The organism is Neobacillus sp. BP17 (genome assembly GCF_059579525.1).
This window is the reverse complement of record NZ_CM184198.1, coordinates 1,123,901-1,137,885: the sequence shown is the minus strand read 5'-3', so window position 1 is coordinate 1,137,885 and position 13,985 is coordinate 1,123,901. Positions and strand designations below refer to the sequence as shown.

The 13,985-nt window shown below is 37.8% G+C and carries 13 protein-coding genes and 1 riboswitch; of the genes, 6 read left to right on the top strand and 7 right to left on the bottom strand.

The features are described 5' to 3' along the window. Window positions 1–18 precede the first annotated feature (18 nt). Window positions 19–636, bottom strand: a complete 618-nt coding sequence (locus AC4QJR_RS05385) for a YczE/YyaS/YitT family protein (RefSeq protein ID WP_251459223.1) — start codon at window positions 634–636, stop codon at window positions 19–21. Window positions 637–1,014: 378 nt separating this feature from the next. Beyond that, window positions 1,015–2,058 (bottom strand): calcium/proton exchanger, encoded by a 1,044-nt coding sequence (gene cax, locus AC4QJR_RS05380; RefSeq protein WP_251459420.1) that lies wholly within the window; start codon window positions 2,056–2,058, stop codon window positions 1,015–1,017. Window positions 2,059–2,270: 212 nt separating this feature from the next. Here cax and AC4QJR_RS05375 point away from each other — a divergent pair, with 212 nt between their 5' ends. Next, entirely contained in the window at window positions 2,271–3,449 is a 1,179-nt protein-coding gene (locus AC4QJR_RS05375) for an MFS transporter (protein WP_496525554.1), read from the top strand. 173 nt (window positions 3,450–3,622) lie between these two features. Next, window positions 3,623–5,536 carry a heavy metal translocating P-type ATPase gene (locus AC4QJR_RS05370; protein WP_251459227.1) on the top strand — a complete coding sequence of 638 codons (1,914 nt, stop codon included), beginning with the start codon at window positions 3,623–3,625 and terminating at the stop codon, window positions 5,534–5,536. A gap of 263 nt (window positions 5,537–5,799) precedes the next feature. Here the strand turns inward: AC4QJR_RS05370 and AC4QJR_RS05365 are convergent, their stop codons facing one another. Together AC4QJR_RS05365 and AC4QJR_RS05360 are read right to left on the bottom strand one after the other, a co-directional pair. Further along, on the bottom strand, window positions 5,800–6,636 hold the full coding sequence (locus tag AC4QJR_RS05365) for a YihY/virulence factor BrkB family protein (protein ID WP_375377520.1): 837 nt from the start codon (window positions 6,634–6,636) through the stop codon (window positions 5,800–5,802). A gap of 13 nt (window positions 6,637–6,649) precedes the next feature. Continuing rightward, window positions 6,650–7,021: a YtxH domain-containing protein gene (locus AC4QJR_RS05360; RefSeq protein ID WP_496525553.1), complete on the bottom strand. Its 372-nt coding sequence runs from the start codon at window positions 7,019–7,021 to the stop codon at window positions 6,650–6,652. A 193-nt stretch (window positions 7,022–7,214) separates the two neighbouring features. Between AC4QJR_RS05360 and AC4QJR_RS05355 the strand changes: the two genes are divergently transcribed. Next, window positions 7,215–7,439 (top strand): DUF1128 domain-containing protein, encoded by a 225-nt coding sequence (locus AC4QJR_RS05355; RefSeq protein ID WP_098575695.1) that lies wholly within the window; start codon window positions 7,215–7,217, stop codon window positions 7,437–7,439. A gap of 39 nt (window positions 7,440–7,478) precedes the next feature. Here the strand turns inward: AC4QJR_RS05355 and map are convergent, their stop codons facing one another. Continuing rightward, entirely contained in the window at window positions 7,479–8,228 is a 750-nt protein-coding gene (map, locus tag AC4QJR_RS05350; RefSeq protein ID WP_496525552.1) for a type I methionyl aminopeptidase, read from the bottom strand. Window positions 8,229–8,498: 270 nt separating this feature from the next. Between map and AC4QJR_RS05345 the strand changes: the two genes are divergently transcribed. Beyond that, on the top strand, window positions 8,499–8,825 hold the full coding sequence (locus AC4QJR_RS05345) for a helix-turn-helix domain-containing protein (RefSeq protein ID WP_026564443.1): 327 nt from the start codon (window positions 8,499–8,501) through the stop codon (window positions 8,823–8,825). Window positions 8,826–8,915: 90 nt separating this feature from the next. Here the strand turns inward: AC4QJR_RS05345 and AC4QJR_RS05340 are convergent, their stop codons facing one another. Then, window positions 8,916–9,038 carry an anti-repressor SinI family protein gene (locus tag AC4QJR_RS05340; protein WP_098575697.1) on the bottom strand — a complete coding sequence of 41 codons (123 nt, stop codon included), beginning with the start codon at window positions 9,036–9,038 and terminating at the stop codon, window positions 8,916–8,918. A gap of 30 nt (window positions 9,039–9,068) precedes the next feature. Then, window positions 9,069–9,156: riboswitch (cyclic di-GMP riboswitch) on the bottom strand. A 616-nt stretch (window positions 9,157–9,772) separates the two neighbouring features. Here AC4QJR_RS05340 and AC4QJR_RS05335 point away from each other — a divergent pair. Further along, complete coding sequence (locus AC4QJR_RS05335) at window positions 9,773–9,976, top strand: hypothetical protein (protein ID WP_098575698.1); 204 nt, start codon at window positions 9,773–9,775, stop codon at window positions 9,974–9,976. A 44-nt stretch (window positions 9,977–10,020) separates the two neighbouring features. Here AC4QJR_RS05335 and hutH read toward each other — a convergent pair whose 3' ends face one another. After that, complete coding sequence (hutH, locus tag AC4QJR_RS05330) at window positions 10,021–11,547, bottom strand: histidine ammonia-lyase (protein WP_496525551.1); 1,527 nt, start codon at window positions 11,545–11,547, stop codon at window positions 10,021–10,023. A 323-nt stretch (window positions 11,548–11,870) separates the two neighbouring features. On the opposite strand from hutH, the gene AC4QJR_RS05325 reads away from it, so the two are divergent. After that, complete coding sequence (locus tag AC4QJR_RS05325) at window positions 11,871–13,958, top strand: DNA topoisomerase III (protein WP_496525550.1); 2,088 nt, start codon at window positions 11,871–11,873, stop codon at window positions 13,956–13,958. Window positions 13,959–13,985 lie beyond the last annotated feature (27 nt).

The following is a 13,985-nucleotide window of genomic DNA, read 5'->3' as shown; positions in this document are numbered from 1 at the left end:
TCCATCCTGTAAGTAATTTCAATATTTCGTCTGTAGACGCAACATTACTTTTTCAAAGTATGGAAAGAACAATTGGATCGCAGGTCCAACTGTGAATGTAATGATAATGGTACCGTATGAAATAGGTCCATGTAGTAAAAAGGCAGGAATCAATGCTGTAATCTCTCCAATGGTTTTCGCAGCCATTATATTTACTCGAAAGCGTTCTTTAATGGCTAACATAAAATTATCAATGGGACTTTGAGGGAATTTTGCTTGAATGTAGATAGCTGCACCAAATCCGATAATTAAGACTCCTACTAATAGCATGGCTATTTTAGTGATGAGATGATTGACTTGAAATAAATCAAATACAGTTCCCAGCCAAAAATCGACTAATGAACCGATGATTATAATCGTTAGAAGTGAAAGAAGATCAGGTCTTTTCTTTAATAAAAGTGAGACCACTATAATTAAAACAGCCCCATCAATCATTACCCATTTACCTACAGATAAACCTACCTTTTCTGTTAGGGCTACATTAAGAGCATCCCATGCACCCACACCAATATCTGCTACTTCAATGGTCATACAAACACCAAAAGTCATAATAATAAGTCCAAAAATAAAAAATAAAAACCGAATGAATAATCTCATTAGTCGCTCCTTAAAAAGTAACATAAATGTAATATTCAGAACATTTACAAAATTAAAATTTAATAATATAATATACTTAACTTATCAACAAAGGAGGGCTGTAATCAATCTGCTTCCATTACTTATTATCCATAAGGAGGTTGGGATTCCCGTCTTATATGAGATTCAACACTTGTGTTCATGTATCTAAATAAACATGAAGGTTGGTGATTGATGTCCCAAAGAAAAGCGATTGATTTTTACCCTACTAAATGGTTATTTTATCATAATAGCCCAAGCTTGACGATTTACCCAGTACATTGAAGAATGGAAATGAAACTTAAATTTAATAATAAAGACTCTATGCCATCGGGCTTAGAGTCTTTATTTTTTACATTACTAGAGTAAATAAAAGCCAATTCCCATAATTAAATAGGCAGCGAGCAGTGTTAACCCCTCAAACCAATTGGATTCCCCATCGTTGGAGATTACAACCATAAGGAGCACCGATGACACCATCGCAATTAACTCTTGCCAGCTAAATAGCAATGGCATGGTGGTATCAAAGAAAAGTGAGGCAAGTACTAGAACAGGTAATACGAACATGGCCACCTGCAATGTAGATCCAATCGCAATTTCAACGGCAATGTCCATTTTGTTTTTAAATGCCATGACAACGGCAGATGCATGTTCTGCTGCATTCCCTACTATAGCTACGATAATGATACCGATAAACAATTCAGACCAACCAAGTGTTTCTCCTACATATTCAAACGTATGGACTAGGTGCTCGGAGATGTATGCGACTGCAATTGTAGCAATGAAAAGAACAGCTATGGCTCTCCCTTTCCCCCATTCTGGTTCTTCTTCCTCATGAGCGATATTTTTTTCTGTACTTGGATGGTATACGCCTCGATGGGTAACCAATTTAAAAAATAAGGCAGCCAGATAAAGGATGATCAAAATAACTGAAATCCCAATACTTAAGGAAAGAGTTTTTGTCTCATTCATATTAATCGAAAAAACTTCAGGGATAACAAAAGCAATGATAACCGCAAACATCAACAGTCCTGAATTATGCCTAGCATCGTAGACGTTAAATGATTGACGCTTAAATTTTAAGCCCCCTATAAAGAACGAAAGTCCCGCCACAAGTAGTAAGTTTCCTAATACGGAACCTGTTAGTGAGGCGAGAACAATTCCAACAAGCCCGGCCTTCAACGAAAAGATTGAAATAATAAGTTCGACTGCATTTCCGAAGGTTGCATTTAACAGTCCGCCAATCCGCGGGCCTGCAACAATTGCTAGACTTTCAGTTGCCCTTCCCATATAACTGGCAAGTGCCACGATTGTTAAGCAGTAGATAATAAATAAAACAATATTTGACCAATGCATTAGTGAGCCAATAACGGACAGCGGCACTCCAATGAATGTCATAAGCATAAAAATCCTGTTCACCGTATTCCCTCCATATTCTTAATATCTAACGAGGATATTTTCTTTTAAACTTTTCCTTTTGTTCCTTAATTTACCTAAATTCACCTCGAATGTCTAGGTTCGTAACTTTCTCTTGCATATAGGCGGTTTTCTCGTTACCATCATTTAGGAACTATATAATTTATATTGAATCAAACTTGTAGAATTGAGGAAGTTCTATGAAAAAAACGAATCTGCGATTTTGGATCCTTGTGAGTATCGTTGCGATTTCTGGATTTTCGCAAGGAATGTTATTGCCTTTAATTGCTGTAATTTTTGAAAAAAATGGGGTTTCACCTTCATTAAATGGATTAAATGCGACAGCACTTTATATTGGAATTCTTCTTGTGTCTCCTTTTATGGAAATGCCTCTCAGGAAATATGGTTATAAACCAGTGATTATTTATGGTGGAGGTCTCGTAATTATTTCGCTTGCACTCTTTCCTCTTTGGGAGACATTTTGGTTTTGGTTTACCCTCCGGTTGCTGATTGGAATAGGCGATCATTCACTTCATTTTGCCACACAGACATGGATTACATCATCCTCCCCGGCAGATAAGCGGGGACGAAATATTTCTTTATATGGATTATTTTTTGGAATTGGCTTTGCCAGTGGGCCATTAATGACACCATTAGTAAACGTATATCAATCTCTGCCTTTTATTGTCTCCTCAATCCTTTGTTTTATTGGCTGGATTTTTGTATTTATGCTTAAAAACGAAAGACCTGAACAAGAAGTTGGTATCAATTCCTTCCTATCAACCATCAAACAGTTTAAAAAGGCTTTAAAATATGGATGGGTTGCTTTCCTTCCGCCATTTTCTTATGGATTTTTAGAATCCTCCTTAAACGGCAGTTTTCCTGTCTATGCATTAAGAATGGATATAAACGTCACCAATGTTTCCATGTTGTTGACTGCATTTGCCTCCGGCAGTATTATTACCTCACTACCTCTAGGAATTTTGAGTGATAAGTATGGTCGGCGTAATATTTTAATAACGATCCTTTTTCTTGGATTTTTTAGCTTTACTGCTGCAATCTTCCTTGAACACTCTTTTATTGGACTGTTTGTCGTTTTTCTTATTTCTGGAATGGTTGTTGGTTCAACTTTCTCTCTAGGTATCAGATACATGACAGATTTGCTTCCAAAAACTCTACTTCCGACTGGAAATTTGTTATGCGGAATATTTTTCAGTCTCGGCAGTTTAAGCGGACCCATCATTGGAGGCTTGTTTATTAAGTTCATTGAAAATGTAAGTTTCTTCTATATCATTAGTACGATGCTCTTAACCTTATCTATTATCATCTTCACATTTGGTAAGAAGACTAATTTTGTATTTGAGCAACCAAGTTCATAACAGGATAATTATGGAGCAAAATCATATCTTATGCATAAAATATGTGGTAAGATAAAATAAATAGAAACATTATAAAGACCGTGCTGTCATCACTTTGATGACAGCTTTCGTATTTTTTAAGGGTATTGACTTTGATTATTCTTATCAATTAGCAATTGGAAGGGGGAAGAACATTGAGTTCCGAAGCAAAGGCGCTAACAAAAAGTGTAAACAAATTAGGATTCTTCGAAAAAATTAAACCACATGCAGAATTAATTGCAGCAGGCCTAAGCGGTGGCTTTATTGCAGCTGGCTGGTTATTTGACAAGTATGGAAATGGTGCTGATTCCATTATTGCTTACCTGCTGGCGTTTGTAATTGGTGGTTTCGCCAAGGCAAAAGAAGGCATTGAGGCTACCTACGAAAATAAGGAATTAAACGTAGAAATGTTAATGATTTTTGCAGCAATTGGATCGGCCATAATTGGGTACTGGACAGAGGGTGCCATGTTAATTTTTATTTTTGCCGTAAGTGGTGCACTCGAAACGTATACAATGAATAAAAGCCATAAAGAAATCTCCTCTTTAATGAAACTGCAGCCAGAAGAGGCTTTGCTCATCTCAGACGGCAGTGAAAAGAGAGTTCCTGTTTCAATGCTCCATATCGGAGATCTGATTTTAATAAAGCCCGGTGAGCGGATTCCATCTGACGGGATGATTATTAAAGGACAAACCAATATTGACGAGGCTGCTATTACAGGTGAGTCTATGCCAGTATCCAAAGGTGATAAGGAAGAGGTTTTTGCAGGAACTGTAAACATGACAGGATCCATTACTGTTCAAGTGACAAAAGCGAGCCATGACACTCTTTTTCAAAAGATTATTCAGCTCGTACAATCGGCTCAAAGCGAAAAATCTCCTTCACAACTTTTTATTGAACGCTTCGAAGGAACCTATGTTAAACTGGTCCTTTCTGTTGTGTTTTTGATGTTTTTTCTCCCTCACTTTATTTTAGGTTGGAGTTGGCAAGAAGCCTTTTATCGAGCGATGATCTTATTGGTGGTTGCTTCACCATGTGCACTTGTTGCTTCCATCATGCCCGCAACATTATCGGCCATTTCCAATGGAGCGCGACGTGGAATCCTGGTAAAAGGCGGGGTTCACCTAGAGAATTTAAGCCATTTAGGTGCCATTGCATTTGATAAAACCGGTACATTGACAAAAGGCAACCCAGAAGTGACGGAAGTGATTGTAAAGGATGGACTTGATAAGGATGCCCTGATTTGGAAGGCAGCTTCGATTGAAAGCCATTCTAACCATCCACTGGCAACGGCAATTGTGAAATATGTAAAATCAAACCTTAACAAAGAACTCCTTCATCCGGACAGTCTTGAAGATATACCAGGATGGGGTGTTAAGGCTACCATAAACGGGGAGAATTGGAAGATTGGTAAAGCAGCCTTTGTAAACCAAGAACTAATTGAAAAGTTTGCGGATGGAAAGATTAAAGAACTTGCTGCTCATGGAAATACACTTGTATTTATTGAAATCGACGGCGAGTTATGTGCAGTAATTGCCATGAAAGACGTTGTTCGTGAGGAGACTAAACTTGCGATTGATCACCTGAAAAAGCAAGGGATCCGTACGGTTATGCTGACAGGTGATAGTGAAAAAACGGCACGCGCAATTGCCTCAGAAAGTCATGTGGATGAATTTTTTGCGGAATGCTTACCAGAGGTAAAAGTCGAAAAATTGAAGAAGTTAAGAACAAAATATGAAACCGTAGCAATGGTGGGTGACGGAATCAATGATGCACCTGCACTTGCTATTGCCAATGTTGGTATTGCCATGGGTGGTGGAACTGACGTTGCTCTTGAAACCGCGGATATTGTCCTAATGAAAAATGATTTGCCTCGAATTGCTGAGGCCATTGATCTTTCTAAACGAATGAATAAAATCATTAAACAGAATGTTATTTTCTCGATAACTGTTATCATGGTTTTGATTTCGTCAAACTTCTTCCAGATCCTTGATTTGCCATTTGGAGTCATTGGTCATGAAGGAAGTACAATCTTAGTTATTCTAAACAGCCTGCGATTACTTAAATAATACACAGCTGCTAGGCACTGGAGCAGGATTAAAAAACCGGATGAACATTCATCCGGTCTTTTTGTTTATATGAAGAAAAGCCCATTAGTGATAACCATTTGAACCGTTTGCTGAACCGGAAGTTTTATTTCCTTTGCTTCCTTTACCCTTTTGCTTTGTACCGCCATCTTTTTTTGTTTTCTTTGTCATAATAAGAACCTCCTTGGTGAAAGTAGCCTGCCTCTTTAGTTTGAACAGATAGGCAAGTTTCATGAAGGTAACTATTAGCAATTCTTACGATTTTTTTCACTATAAAAGGCATTGATTTCTCCACCTAAAATAATAATAAATGCCGAAATATACAACCAAATCATTAAAACAATGATTGCCCCAATACTGCCGTATGTCAGGGAATAATTACTGATATTTCCTACGTAAAATGTTAATCCGATTGAGGAAACAATCCAGCCGACTGTTGCAAACGCGGCACCTGGAAAGGCGCTTCGGCATTTTAATTTTACATTTGGCGCAATCCAATACAACCCTGTAAAAATAAGGAACAAAATAATCGCACTAACAAGCCAACTTAATGCATTCCAGAGCTTAATAAATTCTGTGGTGTAGCCCAATTGAGAGAATAAAAAAATACCTATTTCTCTGCCAAATACTGGGAGAACAATTGCAAGAATTAATACCAAGATCATCCCAAATGTTAATAAAATAGCCATTCCCCTTGAAACAATAAATGAACGGCTTTCCTTGACATTATATGCCTTATTAAATGCCTTAACGATCGCATTTATTCCGTTCGATGCCGACCAAATGGTGCCAATGATCCCGAACGAAAGCAAACTCCCATTCCGATGGTTCATGATATCATGAACATTTTTCTCAATTAAATCCATGGCCTCGCTTGGTGCAAAATCTCTTACTATTCCGAGCATATCCTGATGTGGAATTGGAAAATAAGGAAGAAGTGTAAATAAAACAATCAGGAGCGGAAATAAGGATAATAGAAAATAATAGGCCAACTGCGCACTTAAGCCTGGCAGGTCATCTTCATCGATCCTATGCCAAAGTAATCGTAGTAGAGACGAGCGGACATTTCCTCCCTTTTCCATCTACATCCTCCTTTTAATCAATTTTATCTTCCTCGACTGCCACTTCCTCTAACAAAAGCGCCTCGTCATCCTTCGAGAAAGTATCCTTCGTTTCTTTTATCATGTCAGATACCTGAGGTGTTAATTCGCGTAATTCTTCTACCTTATCTGTGATAAAGGAGATATCTTCATTAACCTGCTTTACGGTTGTCTTGACTTTTTCAGCTGTTTCCTTAACTTTCTCCGCAATTTCACCAGGATTTCTAAAAACATAGGTAAGTCTTGATGTATTTTTTTGTAAGTTTGCTTTCATCACTTCACGTGTTTGTTTATCTAAAAGGCTAATGGCCCCGCCAGCAATGGCCCCGATTATCATTCCGCGCCAAAATTGATTTTTCTGTGTCATGTTAACGTCTCCTTTAATCCTTATTAATATCAATAGTACCCCATGTAAAAAATACCAAAACCTGCATATTTTTATTTTCCTAGATAGACGGAGTGCATGCAAGTCCATATTCTCTTTTAATGATTTTTTTATTGACATATAATTTCTTACATGAAAAGATGAACATAATAATTATTCGGAAAGGATGACCGAAATGAATTTATCTGAAAAGTCGATTGAAAATGTTGAATTTATGATTGAACAAATAAAGGAAAAGTTAAAAGTCTTGAACCTTGGTGCGATTAAACCTTCACACTTTGATGAAGAAATGTACGAGGAACTGAAAGAGATTTATGATATGGTCCAAAGAAAAAATTCGTTTAGTCCTAATGAAATGCAAGCATTAGTAGAAGAGCTTGGTAGCCTTCGAAAGAAATAAAGTGAAAACCCGTTATGCACATAACGGGTTTGTTTGTTGTTAATCTTGTTCAGTTAAGATGACGGTCCCTTCTTTGGTAATGGCAAGGGTATGTTCGTATTGGGCTGAATACTTTCCATCAATAGTTCTTGCCGTCCAGCCATTGAGATCCATTTTTGTTTGATATCGTCCTACATTAACCATGGGCTCGATTGTAAAGACCATCCCTTCTTTGATTCTTGCCCCTTTGCCTGGCAGTCCATAATGAGGTACATCCGGTTTCTCATGAATTACTGCGCCAATTCCGTGGCCAATAAAATCTCTTACAACTGAAAACCCTTCGCTTTCAACATATTTTTGAATTGCGTGCCCAATGTCTCCGATTCGATTACCGACAACAGCCTGTTCAATCCCTTTATACAGTGCTTCCTTTGTTACTTTTAATAAACGCTCCGTTTCCTCTGACACGTCCCCAACTGCATAGGACCAGGCAGAATCAGCTAGCGCACCGTTGTAATTAACAACCATGTCTACCGTCACAATATCCCCTTCGCTTAAAGGTTCTTTCCGTGGAAAGCCGTGGCATATTTCGTCATTTATACTTGCACATGTCGCATATTCATAGCCCTTATAGCCTTTTTGTTCTGGAGTCGCACCTTTTTTCTTAAGAAATTCTTCCACAAAGGCATCAATTTCCCAAGTGGTAATACCTGGTTTAATCAATTTAGCTATTTCTTTATGACAGGCAGCTAGAATTTCCCCTGCCTTTTTCATTGCTTCTATTTCACGTTGTGATTTAAGGACAATCATTATTGTAGGGTCCCCTTCCTTTTTATTTATTTTTATGTATGCAAATCAAAATTGTTATTCGACTAAAAACATACCACTAATAAATTATAAAACATGCCGCAATAGGCAACACTTTTAATATAACTCTATCCTGATATTTTTTCAAAAATACTTTATCTATATTATTTCATAAAGTACATATTTTCCTTATTAATTTGTTCTTAATATGGTGCTTTCTTATTCTTTTTGATAGAATTAATGTAGAGTGAATAATAATTGGGTGTGAGACTAATGATTGGTGATCGCGTAAAAAAATTTCGCTTAGATAGAAAGATGTCACTTTCCGAACTTGCTGCTCAAGCAGGTGTGGCTAAATCTTATTTAAGTAACCTTGAAAATAACAAACAAGAGAATCCTTCTATAAAGTTTCTAGAAAAAATCGCTGTTGTTTTAAATATTCCTGTAGATCACTTGATACATGAAGAGATTAATAAAGAGGAACTAGATATTGATTGGATGAATCTAGTCAAGGACGCAATGAATTCGGGCGTTTCTAAGGAACAATTTCGAGATTTCCTTGAATTTAACAAATGGCGAATTAATCAAAATGATAAGTAGAAATAAAACAATCTTATTGAAAAAAAAAGCATTCTACAAAAAAGTTATTTTTGTGTAGAATGCTTTTTTTGTACTGCCATGTGTGTCTTATCATCTCTCTGTGACCAAGAAATCACGAACTGCTTCTATGGATAACCCTAAGTCCTTTGCTTCCAATATGAGTGCAATCCATTCCTGATCGATTACTTCAAATTCATTTTTCGTAATAACCACTTTACTCACTCCTAAAATACAGAATGTATTCCAGGTAGCCCGGCCATCCTAGCAAAAAACCTGCCTTAGACCCTCGGCTTTGCGTCCCTGCTTTTCAACAGGTTTGCCTTTTTCTGACATTTAATAAACCTTAAGTCACTGAATTCGATAGGACAATTTACTTAATCTTTATTGATATTATATCTAGTCCTATTTTAGTTGGTTGTTGTAATTTGTCGTATTGATTAAATTTTCACACAATTATTTATAACAAATTATACCATATTTCTACAAAAATATCCCAATTAAGACTTTTAATCTAAACACCATCTGTCAAAATAGTTAATTTTTGGAAAAAAGCTTGTTGTTTATTCCCTTCGTTAACCAAAACCAAAATACTTTTCCAACATATAACTTAAATATTTGTCTAAACCGTGAAAATTGGCATATAATGTAAACAATAAAATAATTTTCCGAATATTATTAATATTCTAGAGTAGGTGGTGATTTCATACAATGACCTTTATCCATGTGTTGAATTTTTCAATTCCGATTGCATTTATTGTGTTTGCAGGGTATTTTTTGGATCGCATATGCAAGCCAGACTCCACCAAACAAAAAGCTGGTGAAGATTGAATCTATTAAAAAGATTCCACTGTCATTCAGCTTTTTCTTTTTTGTGGAAGGAATTAAAAAAGTAATTATTTCACTCTGTTTCGGGAATGATACTTGCGTAGACGAAAGGAGTGTTGTAATTGGCACGTGGAGAACATTTTGAACATAAAAAGAAAAACCATCCAGGAAACTTCCCGGAAGGCAGTTTAACAGAAAAACATGCGAAAGAAGCAGTTGGTGACGAAGAATTCCTAGTTGTACGTGAAGCGTTTAAAAATCGTGTAGAAAACGAGGATGAGTATCGAGGAGATACTGCCCGCTTACTAAATGATCAGACAGAATAAAAGGCGTGAGCATCTCACGCCTTCTTTTTATGAAGAAATCATTTTTAGAATTGTCCCTTTTCAATCCTTAAGTTTCTAATAAATGGTGAAAAATCGATTGACTTAAGCCAATAAGCAGCTTTTTCAATATCCTTTGAGAATACCCTATCTTGTTTAATGGATGCTACCTGTTCGCGTGCCTTGTCGTAAAACAATCTAGTATTTGCAGCCATTTTATCAATCCCGCGAATCTCCACCGCCTGCATCGCACAAATCAGTTCAATTGCCACAACTCTTCGTGCATTCTGGATAATTTGATAGGCATGCCTTGATGCTATTGTACCCATACTTACATGGTCCTCCTGATTAGCAGAGGATGGGATGGAATCGACACTAGCTGGATGAGCAAGTGTTTTATTCTCTGATACCAGTGCTGCTGCCGCATATTGCATGATCATTGCCCCAGATTGCAAACCAGGTTGCGGACTAAGGAATGCTGGTAAATCATTCAACTGCGGATTAACCAATCTTTCAATCCGTCTTTCTGAAATATTCGCCAGTTCAGCCACGGCAATTTTCATAAAATCCATTGCAAAAGCAATCGGCTGTCCATGGAAATTTCCTCCAGAAATCACCTTTTCCCCATTATCAAAGATTAATGGATTATCCGTTGCCGCGTTCATTTCAATTTCTAATTTTTCTTTCACATAATCCAGAGCTTGCCACGATGCACCATGAACCTGTGGAATGCAGCGGAGAGAATAAGCATCTTGAACTCGTAACTCGCCCTGCTGTGTAGTTAATAAACTATCACTTAAATAAGCACGGATTCTTGCGGCTGTATCAATTTGTTGTTTATAACCCCTAGCAACATGAACTTCTTCCGCAAATGCATCAATAATTCCATTTAACCCTTCCATTGTCATAGCTGCAATTAGCTCACTTTCATGTGCTAGTTGTTCTGCCTCCAAATACCCGATCACACCCATAGCTGTCATCGCCTGTGTCCCGTTAATAAGGGCTAGACCTTCTTTGGCCTCCAAGGTTAAAGGCAAAATTCCCTCTTGTTGGAGTGCGTCAAAAGCCGCCATTTGCTTCCCTTTGTAAAATACCTCTCCCTCGCCAATTAAAACCAGTGCAAGATGAGAAAGCGGGGCTAAATCACCGCTTGCCCCCAGAGAGCCCTGCTGTGGGATAACAGGAATGATATCCAGATTTACTAACTCTAATAATTTTTCAATGACAACAGGTCTGACTCCTGAAAAACCCTTGAGGAGAGCGTTAGCTCGTAGAAGTACCATTGCTTTGGAAACTAATTCTGGAAAAGGTTCACCAACCCCGCATGCATGGGAGCGAATTAAATTAAGTTGGAGGTCCTGAACATCGTTTTTATCAATAAGGACGTCGCTGAACTTTCCAAATCCCGTCGTAATTCCATAAACTACTTTAGATTCAGAAACAATTCTTTCAACTGCTTCACGACTCTTCTTAACTGCTTCCATGCTCTCACTTGAAGCCATGATCTTTTGTTTTCGATATAAAACATCTTTCATCTGCTCTAATGTTAAACTTCCACCTGTCAGTGTTATCATATTGTCTCTCTCCTCTACCACTGTAGTATAATAAAGAAAGAGGCTGGATTCCGAATCTAATAGATTGGGAGTCCAGCCTCTTTTATGATGAATTGATTGAATTTTTTCAGATGCCTCATGGGTATCATTCCATTCTTTATTTAACTTAGTGATAATATTGTATGGGGTGCTAAGCATATTTGTCAATTTAATTTCCAGAATTTTACGACGATAATACTTTAGCGAGATAATAAATGAAAGGAAAAATGCTTAGGTTACAAAATATCTTGAGATTCCGTTATACTATATAAAGGTTAAAATGGATGTACCTGAAAGGAGTAACTATGAAATCTCTTGTACTTGCTGAAAAGCCAAGTGTGGCTAGGGAACTTGCCCGTGTACTTGGCTGCAATCAAAAACATAAAAGTTATATGGAAGGAAATCAATATATTGTCACATGGGCACTCGGCCATTTAATTGAATTAAAAATGCCAGAACACTATGACACAAAATATAAAACCTGGAATTTAGAGGATTTGCCGATTATTCCACAAAAAATGGGCTTAATGGTCATGAAGCAAACCAACCATCAATTCCGTGCGATTGAAGCCTTAGCAAAACGGAAAGACATTAACGATTGTATCATTGCCACAGATGCTGGTCGTGAAGGTGAACTAGTTGCGCGCTGGATTCTTGAAAAGATTCGCTGGAACAAACCCTTAAAAAGATTATGGATTTCTTCGCAAACAGATAAAGCCATTAAAGATGGGTTCAAGCAATTAAAGCCTGGTAAACAATTTGAAGACCTTTACCATTCGGCCGTTTGCCGGGCGGAAGCTGATTGGTTAATCGGATTGAATGTAACAAGAGCACTAACAACAAAATATAAAGACCCCCTATCGGCAGGACGGGTTCAGACCCCCACTCTTGCTCTAGTTTTGGAACGAGAACAGCAGATTCAATCCTTTGTTCCAAAAGAATATTGGACAATTCGAGCCGCTATTGGCCCACTTTCTACGGATTGGGAACGGGACAATGAAAAGCGCATCTTCGATAAAGCAAAAGCTGAAGCGATCCAATCAAAAGTAAACGGTAAGAAAGCTGTACTTGATAAAATTGATCGCAAGAAAAAAGCAGAGCCCCAGCCCCTGCCTTACGATTTAACTGAATTACAGCGGGATGCAAACAAGCGATTTGGTTTCTCTGCGAAAAAAACATCTTCTGTTTTACAACGTCTTTATGAGCAATACAAATTGGTCACATATCCTAGAACTGATTCACGCTATTTAACCACTGATATGATGAACACAATGATAGACCGCTTGCATGGTATGGCTTCTGGGTATAAAGAAGAAGTTCGTCCACTGCTAGCAAACAAGGGGATTGTGCTCGCCAAACGCGTCTTTAACAATGAAAAGGTAACAGACCATCATGCGATCATCCCAACGGAACAAAGACTTAATCTTAGTGAACTTGATTCAGATGAAAAAAAACTTTATGACATCATTGCAAGACGTTTCTTAGCACTGTTTTTACCTGCTTATGAATTTGAAACCATACAGGCAACATTTAAAGTGGAAGGCGAAACCTTTATCGCCAAAGAAACAAATGTAATTGAATTGGGCTTTAAAAAGGTGTTAGGAAGAGAAGGTGCGGAACAATTAACTGGGCTGCAAAAATTAGCTCAAGGTCACTCCTTTGCGGTAAAAGATTGTTCAATCAGCCAAAAATGGACGGAGCCGCCGCAACGCTATTCCGAAGCTGATGTTCTCTCACAAATGGAGAAATTCGGACTAGGGACACCAGCAACCAGAGCAGAAATTATTGAAAGACTTGTAGAAACGGAAGTCGTTGAGCGACAGAATGGACGCTTCCACTCAACTAAAAAAGGCAAGCAGCTCATTGATCTTGTTAATGATGAATTAAAGTCACCGGAACTAACGGCAAAATGGGAACAGGAACTTGAGAAAATCTCCCAGGGAAAGGCGGACCCGAAAGCCTTTTTACAAAAGATTCGCCGTCAAACGGAGCAGTTGGTTTCTGAAATTAAAAAAAGTGAGAAATCCTATCGTGCCCACAATTTAACCGGTTCAAGATGTCCTGAATGTAACGAATTCCTAAAGGAGCGGAATACAAAGGAAGGCAAAATTCTCGTTTGCTCGAGTCCAGAGTGTTCCTTCCGAAAACGTAAGGATCCAAAGCTCTCCAACCGACGGTGCCCGCAATGCCATAAAAAAATGGAAATTCATAATGGAAAAGCAGGTGCGTACTTCCAATGCCGCCGATGTAATGTCGTTGAAAAAGCAGAGGACAAGAAGAAAGCCGTCAATAAAAAAGAAGCACAAAAGCTCGTCCAGAAATATACCCAAAAAGAAGATTTCGGAACCAGCTTAGGTGATTTACTTAAACAAGCCTTAAACAATCAGGAATAATCATAAATGGTAAGCACTTAGGATGTG

Excerpts from the sequence above, each read along its gene's own strand:
- AC4QJR_RS05385 (WP_251459223.1), bottom strand. The coding sequence starts at position 636 with ATGAGATTATTCATTCGGTTTTTATTTTTTATTTTTGGACTTATTATT.
- cax (WP_251459420.1), bottom strand. The coding sequence starts at position 2,058 with ATGCTTATGACATTCATTGGAGTGCCGCTGTCCGTTATTGGCTCACTA.
- AC4QJR_RS05375 (WP_496525554.1), top strand. The coding sequence starts at position 2,271 with ATGAAAAAAACGAATCTGCGATTTTGGATCCTTGTGAGTATCGTTGCG.
- AC4QJR_RS05365 (WP_375377520.1), bottom strand. The coding sequence starts at position 6,636 with ATGGAAAAGGGAGGAAATGTCCGCTCGTCTCTACTACGATTACTTTGG.
- AC4QJR_RS05360 (WP_496525553.1), bottom strand. The coding sequence starts at position 7,021 with ATGACACAGAAAAATCAATTTTGGCGCGGAATGATAATCGGGGCCATT.
- AC4QJR_RS05355 (WP_098575695.1), top strand. The coding sequence starts at position 7,215 with ATGAATTTATCTGAAAAGTCGATTGAAAATGTTGAATTTATGATTGAA.
- map (WP_496525552.1), bottom strand. The coding sequence starts at position 8,228 with ATGATTGTCCTTAAATCACAACGTGAAATAGAAGCAATGAAAAAGGCA.
- AC4QJR_RS05345 (WP_026564443.1), top strand. The coding sequence starts at position 8,499 with ATGATTGGTGATCGCGTAAAAAAATTTCGCTTAGATAGAAAGATGTCA.
- hutH (WP_496525551.1), bottom strand. The coding sequence starts at position 11,547 with ATGATAACACTGACAGGTGGAAGTTTAACATTAGAGCAGATGAAAGAT.
- AC4QJR_RS05325 (WP_496525550.1), top strand. The coding sequence starts at position 11,871 with ATGAAATCTCTTGTACTTGCTGAAAAGCCAAGTGTGGCTAGGGAACTT.